The sequence below is a fragment of the Tautonia rosea genome, from assembly GCF_012958305.1.
Lineage (GTDB): Bacteria > Planctomycetota > Planctomycetia > Isosphaerales > Isosphaeraceae > Tautonia > Tautonia rosea.
In genome coordinates this window covers 182,498-204,875 of sequence record NZ_JABBYO010000007.1, presented here as the reverse complement: position 1 = coordinate 204,875, position 22,378 = coordinate 182,498, and the positions used below count along the sequence as shown (strand labels likewise).

18 protein-coding genes are annotated in these 22,378 nt (G+C 63.5%); 10 read left to right on the top strand and 8 right to left on the bottom strand.

Going from position 1 to position 22,378, the window contains the following annotated elements:
• Positions 1-48: 48 nt before the first annotated feature.
• From HG800_RS14305 to HG800_RS14290, 4 genes are all read left to right on the top strand, one after another.
• The gene (locus HG800_RS14305) at positions 49-207 is read left to right on the top strand and encodes a YqaE/Pmp3 family membrane protein (RefSeq protein WP_169977312.1); all 159 of its coding nucleotides are present in this window, start codon (positions 49-51) and stop codon (positions 205-207) included.
• Between the two features lie 200 nt (positions 208-407).
• On the top strand, positions 408-2,663 hold the full coding sequence (locus HG800_RS14300) for a PQQ-dependent sugar dehydrogenase (RefSeq protein WP_169977311.1): 2,256 nt from the start codon (positions 408-410) through the stop codon (positions 2,661-2,663).
• 769 nt (positions 2,664-3,432) lie between these two features.
• Positions 3,433-4,539 carry a DUF1559 domain-containing protein gene (locus tag HG800_RS14295; RefSeq protein WP_169977310.1) on the top strand — a complete coding sequence of 369 codons (1,107 nt, stop codon included), beginning with the start codon at positions 3,433-3,435 and terminating at the stop codon, positions 4,537-4,539.
• 202 nt (positions 4,540-4,741) lie between these two features.
• Positions 4,742-5,230 carry a hypothetical protein gene (locus HG800_RS14290; protein ID WP_169977309.1) on the top strand — a complete coding sequence of 163 codons (489 nt, stop codon included), beginning with the start codon at positions 4,742-4,744 and terminating at the stop codon, positions 5,228-5,230.
• A 270-nt stretch (positions 5,231-5,500) separates the two neighbouring features.
• Here HG800_RS14290 and HG800_RS14285 read toward each other — a convergent pair whose 3' ends face one another.
• Entirely contained in the window at positions 5,501-6,793 is a 1,293-nt protein-coding gene (locus tag HG800_RS14285; RefSeq protein ID WP_169977308.1) for a tetratricopeptide repeat protein, read from the bottom strand.
• A gap of 292 nt (positions 6,794-7,085) precedes the next feature.
• Here HG800_RS14285 and HG800_RS14280 point away from each other — a divergent pair, with 292 nt between their 5' ends.
• From HG800_RS14280 to HG800_RS14265, 4 genes are all read left to right on the top strand, one after another.
• On the top strand, positions 7,086-8,657 hold the full coding sequence (locus HG800_RS14280; protein WP_169977307.1) for a DUF2271 domain-containing protein: 1,572 nt from the start codon (positions 7,086-7,088) through the stop codon (positions 8,655-8,657).
• On the top strand, positions 8,605-9,336 hold the full coding sequence (locus tag HG800_RS14275; RefSeq protein ID WP_169977306.1) for a PepSY-associated TM helix domain-containing protein: 732 nt from the start codon (positions 8,605-8,607) through the stop codon (positions 9,334-9,336). The genes HG800_RS14280 and HG800_RS14275 overlap by 53 nt, the downstream gene beginning before the upstream one ends.
• Positions 9,337-9,520: 184 nt before the next feature.
• On the top strand, positions 9,521-10,318 hold the full coding sequence (locus HG800_RS14270; protein WP_169977305.1) for a 6-phosphogluconolactonase: 798 nt from the start codon (positions 9,521-9,523) through the stop codon (positions 10,316-10,318).
• A 176-nt stretch (positions 10,319-10,494) separates the two neighbouring features.
• Complete coding sequence (locus HG800_RS14265) at positions 10,495-11,895, top strand: DUF418 domain-containing protein (protein WP_169977304.1); 1,401 nt, start codon at positions 10,495-10,497, stop codon at positions 11,893-11,895.
• 85 nt (positions 11,896-11,980) lie between these two features.
• On the opposite strand, the gene HG800_RS27455 is transcribed toward HG800_RS14265, so the two are convergent.
• The 3 genes from HG800_RS27455 to HG800_RS14245 form a co-directional block, all read right to left on the bottom strand.
• Positions 11,981-13,639, bottom strand: coding sequence for an MFS transporter (locus HG800_RS27455; RefSeq protein WP_449343008.1), 1,659 nt, complete (start codon positions 13,637-13,639; stop codon positions 11,981-11,983).
• A gap of 393 nt (positions 13,640-14,032) precedes the next feature.
• Entirely contained in the window at positions 14,033-15,475 is a 1,443-nt protein-coding gene (locus tag HG800_RS14250; RefSeq protein WP_169977303.1) for a sulfatase-like hydrolase/transferase, read from the bottom strand.
• Positions 15,476-15,625: 150 nt separating this feature from the next.
• The gene (locus HG800_RS14245) at positions 15,626-15,841 is read right to left on the bottom strand and encodes a hypothetical protein (RefSeq protein ID WP_169977302.1); all 216 of its coding nucleotides are present in this window, start codon (positions 15,839-15,841) and stop codon (positions 15,626-15,628) included.
• A 296-nt stretch (positions 15,842-16,137) separates the two neighbouring features.
• Here HG800_RS14245 and HG800_RS14240 point away from each other — a divergent pair, with 296 nt between their 5' ends.
• Positions 16,138-16,938: a cytidylate kinase-like family protein gene (locus HG800_RS14240; RefSeq protein WP_235963690.1), complete on the top strand. Its 801-nt coding sequence runs from the start codon at positions 16,138-16,140 to the stop codon at positions 16,936-16,938.
• 61 nt (positions 16,939-16,999) lie between these two features.
• Here the strand turns inward: HG800_RS14240 and HG800_RS14235 are convergent, their stop codons facing one another.
• From HG800_RS14235 to HG800_RS14225, 3 genes are all read right to left on the bottom strand, one after another.
• Positions 17,000-18,193 carry a tetratricopeptide repeat protein gene (locus tag HG800_RS14235; protein ID WP_169977301.1) on the bottom strand — a complete coding sequence of 398 codons (1,194 nt, stop codon included), beginning with the start codon at positions 18,191-18,193 and terminating at the stop codon, positions 17,000-17,002.
• A gap of 95 nt (positions 18,194-18,288) precedes the next feature.
• Positions 18,289-19,434, bottom strand: coding sequence for a DUF1559 domain-containing protein (locus tag HG800_RS14230; RefSeq protein WP_169977300.1), 1,146 nt, complete (start codon positions 19,432-19,434; stop codon positions 18,289-18,291).
• Positions 19,435-19,655: 221 nt separating this feature from the next.
• On the bottom strand, positions 19,656-19,880 hold the full coding sequence (locus HG800_RS14225; RefSeq protein WP_169977299.1) for a hypothetical protein: 225 nt from the start codon (positions 19,878-19,880) through the stop codon (positions 19,656-19,658).
• A gap of 551 nt (positions 19,881-20,431) precedes the next feature.
• Between HG800_RS14225 and HG800_RS14220 the strand changes: the two genes are divergently transcribed.
• Positions 20,432-21,370: a hypothetical protein gene (locus HG800_RS14220; RefSeq protein WP_169977298.1), complete on the top strand. Its 939-nt coding sequence runs from the start codon at positions 20,432-20,434 to the stop codon at positions 21,368-21,370.
• A gap of 13 nt (positions 21,371-21,383) precedes the next feature.
• Here the strand turns inward: HG800_RS14220 and HG800_RS14215 are convergent, their stop codons facing one another.
• Positions 21,384-22,301: an LpxI family protein gene (locus HG800_RS14215; RefSeq protein WP_169977297.1), complete on the bottom strand. Its 918-nt coding sequence runs from the start codon at positions 22,299-22,301 to the stop codon at positions 21,384-21,386.
• Between the last annotated feature and the right edge of the window lie 77 nt (positions 22,302-22,378).

The window sequence follows — 22,378 nt, the reverse complement described above, 5'->3', positions numbered from 1 at the left end:
ACGGGGTAGACCGGCCCCCTTTCATTGATCTGACGAGGATCACCGCTCATGGACCTGATTCGACTTCTGCTGGCCATTCTTTTGCCTCCGCTGGGCGTGTTCACTCAGGTGGGCATTGGCCTTCACTTCTGGCTCAATATTCTCCTGACCTTGCTCGGCTACATTCCGGGTGTCATTCATGCGGTTTACGTGATCGCCAGCGATTGATTCGACTCCCGATCGAGCCCGATTCGACCCTCCACCGACGGCCGCTTTTGCTCTTCCGGAACTTTCGGAACGCGAGGCGGCCGTTGTGTCGTGCGCGGGATTGCCCGGCCTGGTGGCGCACCGTATCATGATGCAAACCTCTCCTCGGCAGATTCCGCCCATGTTTCATTGATTGATCTCATCAGAACGATCATCGGAGGATGAGTGTGACCATGAGCGTCCGCTCCGGTTGGTTCCTTCGCGTGTTTCTTTGTCCGTTGCTGTTCTTCACAGCGTCTCTGAATGTCGCGGCCGACGACGACGAGGGTCGGTTTGGCCTCTCGGAACGGGTTCCCTGGCATGATTCTCGCGTGGTCGGCTCTCCTGAGCCGCCGCTCCCGTACCGGACCGAACCGGCCTTTCCGAAGCTGGAGATCTTCCAGCCCTTGACGTTCGACGCCGAACCCGGCCGAGACGCTTACCTGATCATTCAGCATCATGGTTCCTGGTCGGCGCCGGGAACGATTCTGCGGATTCCGAACGATCCGGAGGCTTCTGATCCCCAGGTCGTTCTGGAACTGCCGGGGATTGCCTACGAGCTGGCGTTCCATCCCGACTACGAGCAGAACGGATACCTCTTTGTCGGCCAGAATGTCTCGAACGGCGAAGAGCCGGTCACACGAGTCTCGCGCTTCACGGTCGATCGGGAAGCGCCGTACGCGATCGACCCGGCGTCGGAGGTGGTGATCATCGACTGGCCCTCGAACGGCCACAACGGTGGCGCGGTCGACTTCGGCGGCGACGGGATGCTCTACATCACGTCGGGCGACGGCACGGGGGATTCGGATACGAACTTGCGGGGCCAGGATCTGTCGGAACTGACGTCCAAGGTTTTGCGGATCGACGTCGATCACCCGGCTCCTGGGCAGAATTATGCGGTGCCGCCCGACAACCCGTTCGTTGATCGTCCTGGTGCGCGTCCCGAGACGTGGGCATACGGCCTGCGGAACCCCTGGCGGATGACCTACGACAAGACGCTCGATCAGCTCTGGGTCGGCAACAACGGTCAGGACCTCTGGGAGCAGGCCTACCTGGTGACCAGGGGCGCCAACTACGGCTGGAGCGCCTACGAAGGGGGTCATCCTTTCTTCCTCGACCGGATGGGTCCCGACCCCTTGACCCCGCCGACGGTCGAGCATCATCACTCCGAGGCTCGATCGTTGACCGGCGGAGTCGTCTACCACGGCCAGAGGCTTCCTGAGCTTCGGGGAGCGTATGTGTACGGCGACTTTTCGACCGGCAAGATCTGGGGAGTCAAGCACGACGGTCAGCAGGTGACCTGGCATCAGGAGATTGCTGATACGCCGTTCGCTCTGAGCGGTTTTGGACTCGACAAGGACGGTGAGCTGATTGTCATCGACCACCTGACCGGGTTTTACCGCATGGTGCCACAAGCCGACGACCGCCCGGCCGCCCCGTTCCCGACCTTGCTGAGTGAAACGGGTTTGTATCGGTCGGTGGCGGATCGACAAACGCATGAGGCATTGATTCCCTACGCGGTCAACTCGCCTCTCTGGTCCGACGGCTCCATCAAGCAACGATTCATTGCCATTCCCGGCGATCCGGACGAGGCGAAAGTCTCTTTGCGAGGGACCGGCCAGGGCTGGGACTTCCCCGAAGGAACCGTGCTGGTCAAGGAGTTTGCTCTGGAGTTCGAGGCCGGCAATCCCGCATCGCGCCAACCGATCGAAACCCGCCTGATGACTCGGCAGCAAGGGGAGTGGGTTGGCTACTCATACCTCTGGAATGACGATCGAACGGATGCCGTCCTCGTGAGCAAGGAGGGGGCCGATCGGACCTACACGCTACGCGATCCGGAGGCACCCGGCGGCATCCGAACGCTCGAATGGCACTACCCGAGCCGAGCCGAGTGCATGGTCTGCCACTCTCGGGCGGCGAACTACGTGCTCGGCCTCTCGACTGAGCAGATGAACCGGACGCTGGATTACGGCAATGGTCGGGTGGCCAATCAGCTTGCCACGCTGGAGCACATCGGCCTGTTCAAGGAGCCGTTGCCCAATCGTCCGGAGGCGCTGCCGAAGCTCGTCGATCCGAGCGACGAGACCGCGCCGATCGAGGCCCGAGCCCGATCGTACCTGCACGCGAACTGCGCGAGCTGTCACGTTGAGGCGGGAGGCGGCAACGCGGCGATCAACCTGCGGTTCGATGCGCCGCTCGATCGACTTCGGTTGGTGGATGAAGCACCGACCCAGGGAGATCTGGGCATTGCCAACGCCCGTTTGGTGGCCCCGGGCGATCCCGAGCGATCCGTTCTCTATCATCGGATCACCCGTCGAGGCCCGAACCAGATGCCTCCACTGGCAACCACGCGCATCGACCCCGACGCCGAAGCCCTGGTGCGCGCCTGGATCGAGCAGCTCAACGCACCGAACTCCCTCTCCTCGGGCGCCGAGTAACCTCGCGATTTGACCACTCGATGCACCACGGCCGAGGCCAGGTTTTCGAGCCTGGCCTCGGCCTTTTCGTGCGTCCAGGCTCTGGTGTTTCCCTGATCTGAGAGGGATTGGGCTGTGCCCAGGCAGATTCGGGGAATCGGTGTCAAAAAAATGTCTTCTTTGACCGCTGTTCTTTCTTGACTTGCCTGAGTTCAGGCTGGTAAGACAAAGTAATCTCAATCGTACTCGGTCGTCACTGGTGAGACGGGCGAGTGTGTTGAGAGTGCTGCTTCGAAGTGTCTCATGCGAAAGGCTGTCGTTCGGCACGCTTCTCGTGTTGCGTGCCGGATCCGAGTGTACCCTGCTGAGTGAGATTGAAGCTCGATCATTCGCTCCCACGTTCCCGCATGCTTGCTCGCAAGTGTCAACGGATCGGTGGGATCACGATCGCTCTCTGCTTTGCATAATCGACATAATTTTTCGAAGACCTGCTTGACCCCGGGATTTCGTCCTGGCTATGGTAGTGTTTGCAATCGCTGCTGGCCTTGAGCTTTTCCGGACGGTTTGTCTTGTTTGGAATCGCTGAGGATTCCTTCCTCGAACAGATTTCGTTCGAGCCGATCAAGATACCCGGCGGTGATTGCGGTTTCTCAGTCGTGTTCCGTTCGGGACACGATTTCAGATCGCCTTTCGCTTGGTCGTTCGCGTGTTCCAGTCTTCGGGGTTCTACCCGAGCACATTTCGGGGCGAGGTATCGCTCTGGGATTGCTCGCCAGGAGTACAATTCGCAATGAAGGTCAGCGCTCGCAGACGCCTCGGTTTCACCTTGATCGAACTCTTGGTGGTCATCGCCATTATCGGTGTCTTGATCGCGTTGCTGCTTCCTGCCGTTCAGAGTGCTCGCGAAGCGGCCCGACGGGCCCAGTGCGTGAACAACCTGAAGCAGATCGGCATCGCTCTGCACAACTACCACGACCAGGTCAACGCGTTCCCTCCCGGCGCGATTGCCGACGAAAGCCGGGGTAGCATCTGGGCCGGCAACTCCCAGATGAGCACCCTGAGCTGGCGGGCCTTGATCCTGCCGCAGATGGAAGGGACCAACCAGTACAACGCCCTGAACTTCGACGTGCACGGCAGCAACACCGGCGCCGGTGCCGGTGCGTGGTTCACGGCGTGGGTGACGGTCAACAATACCTGGCTCTGCCCCTCGGACGGCGAGAACAACGGCGGCCTCCGAGAGCGTGAAACCATCACCGGCCAGTGGCCCAACGGCTCTGGCCCGATCAACCCGGCGACCGGCGCTCCGCCGACCGTCGTTCCCGTGTCGAACTACCCGGGCAGCTTCGGCGACAACTACTGCATCGGCGGCCTGACCCCTCCGGGCGGCCCCTGGGAAACCCCGGTCGGCACGGTGCTGGCTCCGGGAGCGCCCCGCATTGGTTGGGCGGGTTTCTGGGGTACGAACTTCAACGAGACCCTCTCGGCGCGTGGTCCAGGCCGGCTCCGTGGGTTCTTCTCGTACCGCAACTCGGGTATCGGCCCGGTGAACCTGGCCAGCGTGCGAGACGGCACGAGCAACACCATCATCGTGGGCGAGACGCTGCCGTATCAGGTTGCTGACAGCAACTTCTACATGAACAACGGCAGCACCTTCGGCACCACGGTTCCGATCAACTGGAAGACGCCGGAAGCCCCGGCCGTCCAGTTCGGCTCGCCCAACTGGCGGAGCCGGTTCAGCTATGCGAGCAAGGGAGCCAAGAGCGAACACCCGGGCGGTGCGAACTTCCTGTTCGCTGACGGCTCGGTGAAGTTCCTCAAGGAGAGCATCAATATCGTCGTCTACTGTGCCCTCGGCAGCCGAAACGGCGGCGAGGTCGTCAGCGCCGACCAGTATTGATCCTCGACTCCTTCTGATTGCTCCGGGGCCTGGCGATGCGGCCACCCCGCTTTGGAGCATCCTCGACCCCCGGGAGATTCGTCTTCCGGGGGTCCGCTTCGTTGGTTCGATGGGCTCAATGATGCTCTCTGGTCCCAATTCCGAGTGGCCAGGGGCATCCCTCTTGCCTCGATTGATTCCGCCATTCCGCAGTGGAGCGACCATGACCGCGGCACCCTTGACCTTGATCCGTCGATTCACCCCCCTGGCTCTCACCTTCGTCGGCATGATGATTGTCGTCGGTTGCAGTGACGGGACGGGCCTTGCCAAGCGCTACCCGGTTTCAGGGACCGTCAACTACAACGGCCAGCCCGTCGAGACCGGCACCATCACCTTCGCCCCCGTTGACCCCGAAGGTCGAGCGGCCAGTGGAACGATTGAGAGCGGCTCCTACTACCTGACCACCGCCGTTGACGGCGATGGTGCCCTGCCCGGGGAGTACCGGGTTTCGATCACTTCGCGCGACGTCGACTTCGACGCCGCGATGAGTGGCGTGCAGGGTGGTTCTCCGAAGCAGGACGACGTGGCCAAAGCCTTCGAGGAGGCCAAGGACCTCGTTCCTGCCAAGTACAGCCTGCCGGACACCTCGGGGCTGACCTACACGGTCGAGAGCGGTTCGAATCGCAACGTCAACTTCGACCTGACCGATTGAGCCACGGGCCGGCGCCCAGGTGACTCGACTCGACTCCAGACGACCCGATCCCCTGCCTCTGCGGGCTTTGAGCCAAGGCATGGGAACCGGGTCGTTTCTGTGCGCCCGGTGTTCGAATCCGGTTCGGCCCGGACCTCGGATGTTGCCGAATCGCAACGGTTGCGAAAACGCAACAGCCGGAGCAGGAGCCAGGACTGGGCACACATCCGCCCGGAGAACTCCCGACAGACGCTCGCCTCGCGGCCTCCAGGTTTCCGGAGAGACCACGCGTTACCGATCGGCCGGAGCGGCGTTGAAGCGGTAGAAGCTGGCCAGGTCGGGTTGATCGGTCCCTTCGTAATACTCGGCAAGCAGCAGGCAAGAAGGACGATGGCCCGGAACCGTGGCGATCGCCTTCTCGGCCCAGCGAACGCCTTCTTCGGCGTGACCGTGCTCGATCAACCAGCGAGCGGTTTCGTACTGGAGCTCGGCATTGTTTGGATCGCGCACGAGGGCATCGCGTAGGCGTTCGATCTCGGCCGACTGGGCGCGAAGTTGTTCGGACCGCTCGCGCATTTGCTCGGCTTCTTCCCGGCGTCCGAGCCGGGCGAGCAACAACGATTGCTGATAGGGGATGTCCGCCTGCTCGGGCTCCAGCTCGGCGGCCCGATTGAACTGATCGAGGGCCTCGGCAATGCGGCCGGTTTGCTGGTACAGCCGGGCGAGTCCCTTGATGGCCTCCAGGTGGTCGGCATCCTGCTCCAGGGCCTGCTGGAGCAAGCCCTCGGCGGCCTCAACCTCCCCCATACCCAGCTGGTTCAGACCGGCCCAGGCGAGGGCGTCCGGGTCGTCGGGGTGGCGCTCGAGGTAGGCGTTAAAGGATTCGACCGCCTCCGCGTAGTTGCCGGAGCGGCGAATGGTTTCGGCCAGGCGGAGCAACACACCATCGAGGGTCGGGTCGCGTTTCAGGGCCTCGCGGTAATGCGAGGCGATGACCGTGTACTCATCGCCGATGCGTTCGGAGATTTCCGCTTCCATCAACCAGGGTTCGGGGTCGTCGGGGGCATCGCGTCGCCATCGGGCGAGGGCCTCTCGGGCGGCTCCGAATCGGAAGGTGGCCATGCCGATCTCGGCGAGGGCCTGGCAAGCGACCGGGTCGGGGCGATCGGTGGCGGCCAGGTGAGCACGAAGCAGCGGCTCGGCCTCGGCCATGCGACCGGCTCGGGCGAGGGCCACTCCCTCGACATCGCGCAGGGCTGACCGATCGAGCCCCTGCTGCTGGGCGCGCCGAGCGAACTCGAACGCCTCGGTCGGTCGATCCTGGGCCAGGGCAACACGGGCAGCCCAGGCGAGGGCTTCAGGGTCATTGGAACGCCGTGAAAGCCATCCATCGACGAGTTGCTGAGCCTCGTCAAGCTGACCCGACGCGATCGCCGCCGCCACGTCTTGCCCGAGCGTCCCGTTACCCGAGCAACCGGTCCCCGCAAGGATCAGGGCCAAGGATCCGAGAAGCGACCAACCGGCGGCCCGGGACCAGGAAGAACACAGTCGGGACGCGGGCATCGTCCGGTGCGAGTGACTCATCAATGGGAGGCTCCGGGCGGATGAACCGCCCCTGCATGTCGGCTCGAAGCGAAGACCGGCCACCCCGCATCCCTTTTCATTACGCGCGAGGTGAGACTGAGGGAAGGTGATTCCAGCGTATCCAATCCGTTCAGGCCGTCAAGCAGGGGTAAGGCGAGCGCGGTGTCGGCAGTGGAGAATCCCAAGGCCGTGGGGCTCAACGATCGTCAGCGGCGCGGTTGCCTCGGGAAGGATCGTCCACTACCATCGAAGCGTCTTCGGGAATCGCGGTTCGGATTGCTGAGGAGGCTGCATGCATTCTGATTTCTGGATTCTTCCGGCGTTGCTACTCATGGGAACTCTCTTCGCCCCCCTCGCCAGCGCTGACGAGTTCGGGTTCTTTCACGAGGAGGTGATGGGTACGGCGCTGGAGCTTCGCGTCCAGGCCGACAACGAAGCAGCTGCCCGGGGGGCTGAGGCTCGCGTTCTGGCCGAAATTGACCGCCTCTCGGCCATTCTCAGCAGTTACGATCCATCAAGTCGTCTCAGTCAGTGGATGAATGATCCGGGCGAGATCTCGAATATTCCAACCGAACTGTTCGAGGTGCTCCGCGGTGCCGATCACTGGAGAGAGACGACCGGTGGTGCCTTCGACCCGAGGGTGGCCGTGTTCGGCAAGCTCTGGAATGCAAGCGCCGAACGAGGCCGAACGCCAACGGGTAACGAGTTGGCGAAGGCAAGACGACTGGCTTCGGCCAATGCCTGGAGGCTCGATCTCAAGGCTCAGACCGCCGAACGGATCGGCCAGACGCCGATCAGCCTGGACGGCATCGCCAAGGGATTCATCATTGAGCGGGCCTGTGCCGAGGGACTCGACCCGAACCGGGGAGTTCACGGGCTCTTGCTGAACGTGGGTGGGGACTTGCGGGTTGTCGGTAACGGGTTCGGCACGATCGGGCTCGCTCCGCCAAAGGGGGATTCGGAGGCGAGCGAGCCGTTCACGTTTCTGGAAGTCCGGAATCGCTCGGTTGCCACGAGCGGCGCAGCTCATCGCGGCTGGATGATCGATGGCCGCTGGCATTCTCACATCATTGATCCCCGAAGCGGCCGACCGGTCGAAGCCGTGGCCTCGGCTTCCGTGGTCGCTCCGAGCGGAAGCGATGCCGACGCCCTAGCCACGGCGCTCAACGTCTTGCCGATTGCGGAGGGACTTCGCCTGGTCAACGCCCTGGCGGAGGTCGAGTGCCTGATTGTCGCCCGCGACGGCACGATCCACCGCAGTGACGGCTGGGGCGATCTGGAACGGTCGAGGCCGTCGGCCCCGTTCCTGGCCGATGCCCGGGAACCGGCTGCGGTGCCGACAGAGTCCAGCCCGATTTCCGAGCCTCGGGGAGTCTGGGGAGAGTCGTTCGAGCTGGTCGTTCGGTTCGAGATCAACCGGCCCGAGGTCGAGCAACGGCGCTATCGGCGGCCCTACGTGGTGGTCTATATCGAGGACGAAACCGGGCACGTGGTTCGGCACTTGTTGATGTGGGTGTCGATGTCCGGTTCGGGACCGGATCAGTGGTTGCCCGACCTCTTGCGTTGGTACCGAAGCGACGCCGGCCGCACCCGAATCGAGCGGCGGAACAAGGCGTATGCGATCGGCCGATCGACCCGCCCACCCGGTGAATACCGCATCAGCTGGAACGGGAAGGACGACAAGGGCCAGCCCTTACCGGAAGGGTCGTACACGGTCTTTGTCGAGGCTGCTCGCGAGCACGGAACCCATCAGGTGATTCGCATGCCGGTTTCGATCGCCGACGAACCGTTTGCCGAGGATTACGAAGGGAATGTCGAAATCAAGTCCGCTTCCGTCGAATACCGCCGCGTCGGGTCCGAGTGACGAGGATCTGGAACCGGACACGGCGGAACGTTCCGATCGGGGAACGCGCAGGCGATCGAGGCGGCCGCTCGGGAATCGGGTGGCGGCCGTTGCGCGATGGCTGCACATTTATTTGTCGATGTTCGGCCTGGCCTCGGTCTTGTTCTTCAGTGTGACCGGTCTGACGCTGAACCATCCCGACTGGTTCTTCGCCAACGTCGAGCATCTGGATGAAGCCGAGGGAACGCTGGAGCGATCGTGGCTCAACGATCTTGACTCGGCGACGACGGACCAGGCAGAGGATCAGGTCGATCAGCTCAGGGTGGTCGAGTACCTGCGGCTGGAGCACGACGTGAAGGGGGCGTTGACCGAGTTTTTCGTGGATGAATATGAATGCTTCGTCACATTCAAAGGCCCCGGCTATTCCGCCGATGCTCGGATTGATCGAGAGACAGGCGAGTACTTTCTGACGGAAAGCACGCTCGGCCTGGTGGCTGTACTGAACGACCTACACAAGGGTAGGGATACAGGGCCGGTCTGGTCGGTGGCGATCGACGTTTCGGCGGTGGTGCTGACGGTGATCTCGCTCTCGGGCTTAATCTTGCTCTTTTATCTCAGATTGAGGCGCAACCCGGGACTGGTGGTCGCGGTGATTGGCGGGGTGGTGATCGTGGCGGTGGTGCTGCTGGGTATCCCCTGACGGTCGGCCACGCCCGCCTTTAGGACGATTGGCTCGTGAGAGGACGTTCGGCGGTGTTGAGATCGGCGGATCATCGGGGTATCCTTCGAGCCTCAGGAGTCGGGTGCGATGGCTCGCCCGGCCCGCCTGGTGTATCCTCGTCCGACGCCATCGACCTCCGATTGAGACCTGAGAGACTGCCACCATGTCCCTGCCGGCCCCCCCCACGCCGATCGCCGAATGGACCGTCGACCGCCTCCGCGTTCGGGTCTTTGAAGACCGAGCCCGCCTGGGACGGGCCGCCGCGGCCGGGGTGGCCGAGGCCATTGCGGCCCGCCATCAGGCCGCCAAAATGGCCAACATCATCTTCGCCGCCGCCCCGAGCCAGGACGAATTCCTGACAGCTTTGCTGGGGATCGACGCGATTGACTGGTCACGCGTCGTCGGCTTTCACATGGATGAATATCTGGGTTTGTCTCCGGATCATCCGGCAAGCTTCCGTCGCTACTTGCATGAGCACATTTTTCGGATGGCAGGCTTGCCGGATGATCGGCTCCGCCTGATCCCGGGTGAGCAGACCGACCGCCCCCTGCGGACCTGCCTGGAATATGAGGATGCGTTGCGGTCCGAACCGCCGGATATCGTCTGTGCCGGGATCGGGGAAAACGGGCACCTGGCCTTCAACGATCCGCCCGTCGCCGACTTTCTGGACCCGGTCCTGATCAAGGTGGTCCGGCTTGATCACTCGTGCCGCGTGCAGCAGGTCAACGACGGCTGCTTCGCCGAGCTGGATGACGTTCCGACACACGCCTACACCCTGACCGTGCCTGCCCTGCTCTCGGCGCCGGTTCTTTCGGTGGTCGTGCCTGGCCCTCGCAAGGCCGATGCGGTGCTGGCCACGCTGAAGGGACCGATCTCGGAAGCCTGCCCGGCCTCGGCCCTGCGACAGCACGAGGGAGCAACCTTATTGCTCGATCGAGAGTCGGCCCGCCTGGTACTCTGATGCGGGAAGACACCCGGAGACGGGCAATCCCGGATTGGCGGGAAATCGCCCACGTAGGTAGTGAATCTTTCGGTCGGGTTGTCGAACTTCCGGGTGAACGAACACTTGAACCCCGGATTGCTCCTCGGTGTCAAGGGACCGCGGAGCATCTGCGAACCTGACCGAGATGAGACTTCATGGCAACACACGATCCGACTGCTTCCGATCGGTCTGATGCTCTCGGCGATCCTGCGCCGGGGGATGATCTGCTCGCGCCGGTGGCACCGACCCCGGCAACGGAACCCCCTCTTGTGCCGTCTCAGGCCGAACCGGTCGGCAAGGCTGAACGGCTGGCGGCCGTGGATGTGCTGCGGGGGGTAGCCTTGCTCGGCATCCTGGCGATGAATATCGTCAGCTTCGCCTGGCCCTTCTCGGCCTACGACAATCCGGATCTGAGCGGAGGGCCAGGGCTGCTCAACCGATCGGCCTGGATGGTCAATCAACTGCTGTTCTCCGGCAAGATGATGACCCTCTTCTCGATGCTCTTTGGGGCCGGCCTGGTGTTGATGGCCGACCGAGCCGAGCGGCGTGGGACGGCGTTCGCCTGGGTCTATTACCGTCGGGTGCTCTGGCTGCTGGTGATCGGGCTGATCCACGCGTACTTCATCTGGTCGGGCGACATCCTGGTCGCTTACGCCCTGTGCGGCCTCGTGCTGTTCCTGTTCCGATCGATGAGCCCCGGTCGGCTGTTTGCCCTGGGGACGGTCTTGTTCATCGGCTCAAGCCTGTTGTTTTCGATCCTGGGTCTGGGGATCGGTGCGATGCGAGCGATGGCGGAGACGACGTCGGCCAGCGTCGGCACCTCCGAACCGGGCCGAGCCGAACTGGCCGAGGCCTGGGAGGAAATGGGTGCCTTCTTCGAACCGACCGAGGAGCAGTTTGCCGAGCAACTGACCGCCTACCGCGGGAGTTACTGGGAGGTCTTCCCCCACCGGGCACAGGAGTCGATCGGATTCCAGGCGTTTTTTCTTCCCCTGTTCATCTGGGGCATCGCCGGTCGCATGCTCGTGGGAATGGCCTTCATGAAATGGGGGGCCTTCTCGGCAGAACGATCGACCCGGTTCTATGGGGTCATGGCTCTGATCGCCTACGGGATCGGCCTGCCGTTGACAATTGTGGGAGGGCTGGATCTCTGGGCGACTGATTTCGATGTGGTTCGGGGGATGATCTTCGGGTCGTCGTTGACCCAGCTAGCCACCTTGCCGGTGGCGCTGGGTCACGCGGCGGTGGTGATGCTGGTGGTCAAGTCGGGCGTGTTGCCGCGACTGACGGCCCGGCTGGCCGCGGTCGGCCGGATGGCCCTGACGAACTATCTGACGCAGAGCATCGTCGGCACGTTGCTGTTTTACGGCTACGGATTCGGCCTGTTCGGCACGCTCGATCGGCCGACGCTCTGGCTGATTGTACTGGCGATCTGGGCGATTCAGCTCTGGTACAGTCCACTCTGGCTCGCTCGGTTCCGCTTCGGCCCGGCGGAGTGGCTCTGGCGATCGTTGACCTATCTGAAGTTCCAGCCCATGCGAGCCGCGAAGGCCTGATCGCAAAAAAATACGGGGAGCCGACCGATTGTGGTCGGCTCCCCGGACAGGATGGACACAGTCTGTCAGCGATCGGCGTGAGGGATCACTCCGGCAACGGCTGATCCTTGGTTTCCGGAGCGAACGGAAGGGCCATCAATCCGATCAGGAAGACCACGCACATGGTGACGCCGGCGTACCGCATGGGCAAGGAGCTGTCGATCTCGGCATAATCGGCGTACAGCAGATTCAACGCCCCGAGACCGAGCGGTCCGGTGGCCGCGACCAGCCGGCCGACGTTGTAGCAGAAGGAGGTGCCGGTGCTCCTCAGCCGGGTCGGGAACAGTTCAGGGAAGTAGATCGCGTAACCGCCGAACAGCGAGAGCTGGCAGAAGCCCATGACTGGGATCATCCAGTACACATCCCAGAATCCGGCGATCTTGCCCAGGAAGAGGAAGGTAAAGATCGTCGCCCCCATTGCCAGCAGGAACGAGATGGCAAAGGCCGGCTTGCGGCCAATCCGCACCGTGACCAAGGCGAAGGCATAAATGCCGAAGAAGGCCCCGGCGTTCTGGACGAGCGAAGTGTAGCCGGTCCATCGGGCGAGCCTCGCCTCGACAAACGGCCGAATTTCCTCATGGTTCCGGAGGTAGCTGCTGCGGGCTCGCTCCTCGGTCGGCGCGACGAGATAGGTGATTCCCTCCTCGGGCGTCTCGGGAACGTCTGAGGGATTCTGCACGACGCGGATCGAGCCGTCCTGGAGGCGAGCCTCGTAATCGGCCTCGGGACCGGCGACCAGGCCGGCCTCGTTGGCCATCTGGAGGGCCGCATCGCTGAAGATGTCGCGAATCAGGTCGAAGCTGAAGAAGCCGATGCCCCAGAGGCCGACCACGCCGGAGAAGGCCAGCAGCATGCCGACAATCGTGTTCTTGCGCCATCGGCGGTCGCCGAACAGCTCCGAGAGCGAGCCGAGTTTCTGACCACCGTCGGGTTCCGACTCGTACATGCCGGGGGAACCATCGGCGGGGATGTCTTCCGAGGGTGTGGGTGTGTGCTCGTGCTCCGCCTTACCCTTCGGTGCGACCCCGGCGGTCTGTTGCCAGCGATCGGGTTCGCGGAGCTTCATGCGAATGACGATCGCCAGCAGGGCCGGAGCGGTGCCGACCAGGAACATGATCCGCCATCGGCTGATCCCGGTATCCTCGATCAGGCCGAGGCTGATGACGATCAGGGCCGCTGTCATGTTCCCCACGGCCGAGAGGGCCTGAAGCCACCCCAGAGCTCGGGCTCTCGCGTGGTCGGGCATCACCTCGGCCACCAGGGCCACGCCGACGGCGAACTCGCCGCCGACCCCCAGGCCGGTCAGGAAGCGGTAGAAGGCGAAGTCCCAGACGTTGAACGAGAAGGCGCTCAGGCCCGTGAAGATCGAGTACATCAGGATCGTCAGCAGCATCGTCTTGGCCCGGCCGATCTTGTCGCCCAGGATGCCGAAGAAGAGGCCGCCGAGCGCCCAGCCGACAATAAAGATCGACGTGGCAAGCGTGCCGAAGAAATTGACGCGGGCTGGATCGGTGGTATCCAGCAGCTCCTCCATCGCCGGCTTGCGAGCGAGGTTGAAGAGCTGCTGATCCATCGTGTCGAACAGCCATCCCAGCGCGGCGACGGCGAGCACGAACCAATGATAGCTGGTCAGCCCGCGATGCCACGGGCCTTTGCTGGAATCGATGGGGGCGTCGCCTGCCCCGGAGGGCGGTTCGGCATGCATCATGACTTCCTCCGAGCGATCGAGTCGAAACCAAAAACGAGCCGAGGCGGATGCACCTGGACCGGGATCGAGCCCTCTCGGCCAGTCATTGCCCGTCTCGGAGTGGACCGAGGCCTCGGGACGGCAGTCCCCTGCGAGGTCGTCATCGGACCGTTGACCGCAGTGCGGGCGGGCTTGGCGAGGGAAGGCTTGGTCACGCGGTCGGCGAATCGCCATTCATCAGACGCACGATCCCACCATCTTCGCACCGCGTCTGCAACCGCTCGCCCCCAAAATCGAGACAGGTTCACCCCTTCCGACCGGTTTGACCGGGGAACTTTCCTACGATCGCGCTCCTGCATCATTCCGGCTTCAGTCCCAGTCCGAAAGAGCCGTCGCACCTCGTGACCGACTTCAATCGCGCGCGATCGGCCGACGAGCAGAAGGAGGGCGATCCCACGGCTGGGGAGGGTTGGGGCGGTATCGAGGTGTCGCGTCGTGCTCGGGAAAGGTTGCCGCAACAGCGAGCAGGCGATCCCGAGCGGTGAGGATCTCGGGATCGGTCGAATCGAGCAAATTGTGCTCTTCCCAGGGGTCGGCCTGAAGGTCGTACAGGGCCGTCGGTGCGCGGTCGAGGCCGATCCAGAGCTTGAACCGACGGTCTCGGATCACCCGGTCGATGTACCGTTGCGCGGGGACCACCCGACCATCGCGGAAGACGGCGGGACCGCGCCCGAGTGACAGGATCCAGTCTCGTGGAGAGTCGTCGACCTCGCCTCGGATCAAGGGTGCGATCGATCGGCCATCGACGACCCGATTGTCAGGCACCTTGGCCCCGGCCAGTTCGGCGAGGGTAGGGAAGAGGTCGGTGAAATCGGTCAATGCCTCGGTCACAACCCCTTGGGGCACGAGGCCCGGCCCGTTGACAATGAAGGGCATGGCGGTGCCGGCTTCCGACAGTTGCGCCTTCGCGCCGCGGATTTCGCGGCCGAGACGGCGGCCCGTAATGTTCCCGCCCGTGCCGTTGTCGGTGGTGACGATGATGATCGTCCGCTCGCGGAGGCCAAGGTCATCAACCGCCTGGACCAGTCGGCCGATGGTCGCATCGGTCGCGCGGACCATCGCCGCGTGACGCTCCTGGGCCGATTCAGCGCCGGGTTCGCTCGGGGTCGGCACCTGGGGGGAATGGACCAGGACCATCGGGAAGTAGAGGAACATCGGCCGGTCGCGGTGCGATCGCATGAAGTCGATCAACGAGGTCGCGAACACCTCCGGCCCGAAGGCCCCGCGGTAGGTGGCCGAGGGGGAGGCTCCCGAGGCGTCTCCCGAGGCAATGTAAGGATTCCAGTAGCGTTCATCGCTCGGCGGGTTGCCTCCTTCGCCGCCGGTCCACATGCACCAGGAGTCGAACCCGGCCTCGAACATGGCCATCGGCTCGACGCGGAAGTCGTCGATTTGCCACTTGCCGGCCGCGGCGGTCGCGTATCCCGCATCGCGCAGCAAGAGGGGGATCGAGGCGTTCTGCTCGGGATCGAAATGGGCGCCGCCGCCGAATCGCGGGACATCCCAGTGATTCACCCAGCCGTGGCGGAAGGGATATTGCCCGGTCAGCAAGGTCAGGCGGGTCGGCGTGCACTGGGGCATTGCGTACGCGAGTTCGAACCGCATGCCCCCGGCGGCCAGGGCGTCGATGTGAGGGGTTTCGATCCCCTCGGCCCCGTAGCAGCCGATCCACTCCTTGCCCAGGTCATCGACGAGGATCAGCAGGATGTTCGGCCTGACCTCGTCCTCGGCCCGAGAGGCCGTCGTCCCGAGGCCGATCACCAGTGTTGTGAGGATTCCGAGCACGATCCGCATCGCCGCCTCCCCGTTGCCGAGCCCCGTTGATGGTCGGTTCGATCGACCATCGAGCGAATCGACGATCGCCGCGACACGAGGTTCACATGCTCGGGGGCGACTGTCCAGGGGCAGCCGCAACGGTCGACAGAGGCGTTTCGCATCGAGTCGTCAGGCCGAGGTGGCGTGCAGTCGGGCCTCGTGAGGGGACTGGTTCGAGCGCAGCCGCTCGCAAAGAGTGCGGCACTCGGACAGATCGACCAACATAGCCTCGGTCAGGAACGATTCGCTCGGCCCGTCGGAGGCCCACTGAAGCTGCTCCTGGCAGTGGCGCATGTGCTCAATCAGGTCCCTCATCCAGAGCAGCGTGTTGGTTCGGTCGCTCATGCAAAGATGTCCCGTAAACGGTCCATGTCGATCGGGAGGAGGGAAACGTTTGAGTCCCTCGCGGCGTCGGACGTCGATCAGGGCAAAGCCCGTACCAATGCCCCGCTTCACGTGGGCGGATAATCTCGTCAGGTAAACCGGCGCAAAGACTTGAGGAAAAATTGCCCAGATTTTCGAGACCAGAGCGAGAGCGACCCGGCATGTAACGGTTACAATGGTTTCGAGCACCACGCCGGGATCGGCAACGGAGCGGGAATCGGCCCTTCGTTGCAAGGGTCCCGAGGATCCATCAGCGATTGAGTCGGCGGGGACGGGGCGACGGCATGGGGATGATCGGCGACGCATCGCGACCCGGCTCGAACCGCTCTGCCCGAGGGCTGCGGGCGGTCATGGCTCGATGGTTCTCGAGCCAACCGATACCCGACCTCGCCTCCGAGCCGATCGACGAACCACGCCCACGATTTCGGGTCGTCTGCCTCTCGCGAGAGGCCGGAGCCGGGGGCTCGGCGCTGGGCCGGATGGTCGCCGAACGCCTCGGCTGGACTGTCTATGACGCTCGGATCATCGAGACAATCGCGCAGCGTATGGAGCGGCCGATCGAGGAAGTCGAGGCGCTCGACGAACTTTCTCCCAGCGTCGTGCAAGACTGGCTCTTGCCACTCCGCGAGGAACACTGGGCTCCGCTCGAAGCCTACCTCGATCACCTGGCCAAGCTCGTGCTTTCGATCGGCCACGCGGGCGACGCGGTGATCGTCGGCCGAGGGGCTGGGTTCATGATCCCGAGGCACGAGGTTCTCTCGGTCCGCCTCGTTGCGCCGATCAAGGCGAGAGCCCGCCGCCTCTCGGAACGGCTTGGCGTCACGCCCCGGACCGCCCGACGACTCGCGCTCGATCTGGACCGTCGCCGCCGCAAATTCGTTCGCACCATGTTTCGCGCCGACGACACCGACCCGCACTCTTATGATCTTGTGATCGACACCGAGAGTGTCGGCCTTCCGATTGCCTGTGAGCTCATCGCTCGGGCCATCGAGGCCGGTCAGCCGCCGCCCTCCCCTGCCCTTTCTCTGCCAGGTCCCGAAGACGACCGCCCTGATTGAGCGGGATCGACCCTTCGGCGCTCATCGTCACTTGATGGCACGGCAAGCCAAGGCAACGCGATCAGAGGTTTGGTGAAGCCGTCGGGACGCCGTTGGGATCGGTGGTCGGCCCCCCTTGATCGAGGGCGGTCAGGGAGTCTCGGGCCGGCTGGTATCCCGGATCGAGCATCAGGGCTGCCTGGAAACAGCGGCGGGCCAGTTCGGTCGAGCCCCCCTCCAGAGCAATCTGACCCATCTGCCAACGTGGGGCGGGATCATCGGGCTGCTCGGCGATCTGCTCGGTGAGGCGGGTCATCCGATCGGCTCGCTCGTAGGCGGCTCGATGCCGATCGGCCGTCTGAGCAGCACGTTCGGTCAGCCCGAGCCGCGCTTCGATCTGACCAAGCAGTTGCAGCGCCGAGAGGTTGTTCGGCCTCAGTTCAAGGAACCGTTCGAGGTCGGCAAGGGCCTCCTGAAGATCGTCCGAGGCGTGGTGGGTCCGTCCCCTGGCGAGCAGGGCCTCGTCGGCGTCGGGATCGAGTTCAAGGGCCTGATCGGCCATTTGCCTGGCCCGGTCGAGATCGCCCGACGCGAAGGCATGCTGAGCAGCCAGGCCAAGCATCATCGGATCGTCGGGCTTGCGGATCAGGGCTTCCTTCACGCGGGCGGTTGCTTCCTCCGCCCGGTTGCTTTTCAGAAGGCTCACGATCAGGCCCTGCCGGACATCTTCACGTTCCGGATTGCGTTTCAGGGCCTCGTTGAAGGCATGGACGGCTTCGTCGAATTCGCCGAGGTCGAGATGCACCCGGCCCTTGTCGGCCCAGGGCCGGGCATCGTTCGGAGCCGCATCGGCCGCCATATCCAGGGCGGAGAGGCCCCGGGTCGTATCTCCCATGTCGAGACAGAGCGCCGCCAGGGCCCGGGCGGCTTCGGGTTGATTCGGCTGGAGGTTCAGGGCCACTTCCAGCGCCCTGCGCGCACCGACCGGGTCTCCCAGACGGAACAGGGCCACGCCGGCGATGGTCATGGCCTCGGCGGCACCGGGTTCCTGGTCACGAATGTCCTTGACGGCGTCGAACGCCAGGTCGGGGCGTCCCGAGTCGAGCATGCGCCGGGCTTGCCTGACCGACTCCCAGTGCCCTTCAGAAGAACGGGTCACGGTGATGTCTTCGTCGCTGGGAGCGGTGTCACTTGGGACGAGGACGACCACGAGGCCCCCGAAGGCGATCAGTCCCACGAGGATCACCAGCAAACGTTTGGATCCAAGGGCGTTCATCTCAGGAGACCTTCACTGGAATTTCGATCTGACGCTGATTGCAATGGTCAGGCCCGAGGGTCCGTGATCGTCCTCGGGCCTGAACCGAGGCACAATCAATACTGGTCGCTGGAGACGATCTCGCCGCCGTCTCGGGTGCCGAGCGACCAGACGATGACCGGCTGAACGGTGCTCTTGAGGAAGCGCACTGAACCATCAGCCATCAAAATGTTGCCACCGCCTGCGTGGAAGCTGCTCATGCCGTACATGCCGGGGCAATCGAGGTCGCCCTGCCAGGTGCAGGTGCGGCAGTTCGGGAACCTCGGGTTTGGCGGCAAGAGCGTGTTGCCCATCGTCCAGCCGTACATCCCCTGGAACCAACTATCGCCGACCCAGCTCACGTTGTGGTGCCACCGCGGATCCCGCTGATTCGCACCCGGGAAGGCCGCGGCGCAGGAGAGGGTCCACTGGTTGAATTCGACGGCCCCAAGCGGCATGTTTCGCGTGGCAGCCGGACCTGGCCAGGGAACCTCGTTGATGACGTCCTGTGGGTGGCTGAGACGATTTTCGTCGAAGTCGCCCATGCGCCACTCGCCGAAGGCAATCGTATTGGCCGTGCCGTCGGTAATGTCACTGATCCCAACGTCTTGAGAACCGCCCCCCTGCTCCTGGGAACGATGCAGCATGAAGATTCCGTTTGGCCGGCCGTCGCCGATCCAGCCCTGGAAGTTGATGCTTGCGCCGGTTGAGGCGAAATAGTTGTTGCCGGTCTTCGGCCGAGCCGGCACGCCCCCGCCGCTGTCCTGGTTGCCACGAGGCAGCGGAGACGACGGGCAGAGGAACGAGCTGATCCGGGCACTGATGCCGGTCCACTGCACGAACGCACCCGCCCCGATATCCTTGTTGATGACGTTGAAATTCAACGCATTGTAAACCTGGGTCTGCTCCATGAACGGGAGCAGGATCGAGTGAGGACTCCAGGCTCCCCAGGTCCCTCGAATCGTGAGGTCCGAGGTCGTTCGGGCCGGATAAACACCAGGAAAGACGTTATGGGTACTGTGATAATTATGAAGGGCTAGTCCGATCTGCTTCATGTTGTTCGTACACTGAGCACGCCGAGCCGCTTCTCGGGCGCTCTGGACGGCCGGCAAGAGCAGGGCGATCAACACGCCGATGATGGCGATCACCACCAATAACTCAATCAGGGTGAACCCCCTGATCCGTTCAAAGACGGGGTGCGTTCGATTTGGGTTCTGTCTCATCGCTCAATGCCCTCGAAGGTTGGAAAATGCTGATCGAACCGCATCAAACATACGGACAACCGAAGTGGACCGGAATCGGACCTGCGAGCAAACCAACCGGTCGGCAGAGTTTCTGCTTCCGCCTCGCACGAGCGTTCGAGAAACGCTCCACGCGTTGAGGAGGTCCGAGGTGATCCGAGCGTGCAGTCTGCCCGATCAGGCCGAGTCCGTCTGGCCACACCTCAGTCCACCACCGCCCCTCGCGTGGGGTTGTAATCCATTCCCGCCGACGATCCTTCAGTCGGTCGATCCGTCTCCGGCACCTCGTCTTCGGGCAAGGGAGGCGGAGGTGCGATCGCGGGAACATCGGCACGCTCCACTTCGCCGGAACCACCGCAACCGGCCATCAACCCGGTCAGGGAAACGGCCAGCAGACCCGCAAGAGGCCACTTCAAGAACAACCGCATCAGGTCACCTCGATCAGAACGGGTGAAAATCCTCAAACGGCGCCAGAACGTTGATCGGGATAGGGAGAACACTCCGGGTCTTTGCGTCACAGCGCCGCACGGAATGAACGTGAGGCCAAGGAATCAAAGGTGCCTGCACACGGGTTACTTGCAGAAGACGGAATCCCGACTTCGGGACACGCCACCCCAGTACACAAGAGCCTTGACAGCCCGTGCCTCCTGCGAATCGTGTGAAGCACGTCCGGACAGGAACTTCGAGAATTCGAGCGAAAAGACGGGTAGCCCCCTAGTGCGAACGCACCTCGACGCCCATACTATGCGTCGAGCATTTCAAACTCAAGATGATTCCCCGTCTCGATTCCGAGATCGTCATTCAAAGGAAGTTCCGTCGACAGGTGCGTGGTTTCTTCGGGAATCGGGAATCGGTCCCCATTGCTCAGGGGATTGAGGCTGCCAGAATCGACGCATTTGTGCCTTCAATAACCAAAGGGCCAAGGGGTCTGGCCCTCAGGATTCGATCCAGCGCGAAGGTTCGCGAGGAGAACCGGACGATGGCAACGCATGAACCTCAAAACGTCCGTGGAAATGAACCATTCTCTGATTCGAGTCCCGTTCCCTCATCGGGAGGGCTCACCAACACGCCTCCGACTGCCTCCGACTCTCCGAAGCGAGGCCGACTCTGGGCCTTAATCCTCCTTGCCGGATTGCTCTCGGGAGTGATCGGCTGGACGGTCGGCGAAGCCACGCTCGACCTCTTCCATATTTCCGAGGAAGCGGCGGGCCAGAGCTTCGATTTCACCCAGGCCAATCTGGAGCGGCGTAGCTCAGGCGCCAGGAATGCGGCGATTGCCTTCGGGGTCCTCGGCGCAACGCTTGGCCTGACGCTCGGCCTGGCCGGAGGGCTCGCCCGCGGCAAAGCCGGATCGGGAGTGGTCGGAGGCGGTCTCGGCCTTCTGTTCGGAGGGGCCGCTGGGGCCGCAATCCCGTTTCTTGTCGTGCCGATGTATTTCGATCTGTTCGAGCCGGCCGAGCCGACCCTGTTACTTCCGATGATGATTTACGGGGCAATCTGGCTTCCAATCGGCCTCGCCGCCGGCCTGGCGATCGGCATTGGCCTGGGAGTGGGCCGATCCATCTGGGCCCTCATGCTGGGCGGGCTGATCGGTGCAATCGTGGGCGTGGCGACGATCGAGGTCATCAACGCGATCGTCTTCCCATTAACCCACTCAGATCAGTTTATTCCCAGCGTCGGGCCATTCTCGGGCGAGACGATGGACTGGGAACGATTTTACCTGATCCGAGGGCCAATGATGAATGCTCATGAGGCCGGCGAACAGGCGATCGACCAGTTTCAACTGGGTACGGCAACGGCCGCGGCCCGGCAACGGCTCATCTCGCGGTTCACAATGCCACTGGCCATCGCCCTCGGGATCGCCTTCGCCTCGTTCAAGGTCCAGAGCACTCCTCGCAGTTCTCGTCCTCGCGAGTAGCTCCAACGATCCATCAGCCCGCCGTTACTGCGACCTCGGCAGCGTCGAGCGCGACGAGGGCAATGCCGAGCCGATCGGCCAGGGCGACCACTTCGGGCTGGTCGATCACGATCGTCTTTCCCGCCTCGATTGCCAGGACTCGGGCTCCGGCCTTGTGCAGGTTCTCGACCGTGCCGATGCCGATTGTCGGCACGTCGAACCGCATATCCTGCTGGGGCTTGGCGACCTTCACCAGGGTCCAGCCGCCCGATCGACACAGCTGACCGGCTCGCTCGATGCAGCGGTCGGTCCCCTCGATCGCCTCGACGGCGATGGCAGCACAGTCCTTGACGGCGACCGACTGGCCCACGTCGAGCCGGCCCATCTCCTTCGCCAGTTCCCAGCCGAAACGGATGTCGTCAAGCTCTGACCTCGAAGGTCGGCGGCGGGACAGAACGCCATGATTCACGAGAAGCTCCGGGCAGAAGTCCAGGGCCGAGCGGAAGCTCAGGCCGTCCTTGGCGAACTCATCGATGACGGTCAACAGAATCGTGTCGTCCTTCTTGTTCCGACGCAAGGCGCCGTAGAACCAGATGCGGACGGCCCTCGGATCGCTGATCGCGTGCCAGAACAAGAACGGCGTGTACATGGCCGTCTTGTGGACCTTGCCGGCCATGACCAGCTCCCGGGCTCCCCGGCGTTTGAAGGCGCCGATGATCCGGCTCGGCGTGGTCACAGGGACCACGTCGAACGAATCGCAGAGATCGGCCAGAACGTCGGGAGCTTCCCCCTTGATGCCAACGCAGGCGACAGACAGCCCTTGCCGCCGGGCCGCCTCGGCAAAAAGGATCGGAAACCGACCGCTTCCGGCCAACAGGCCGACGACTCCAGCCCCGGGGGGGGCCGTCGGGGACGACAATCGATGCGATCGGGGATTGAGTGTTGCGGACACGGCGCGGGTGCCTCCTCTGCTCCGGTCGAATCGGAGCCTCGCTCCTGACCGGACCCGACACACGTGACGGTCGGACC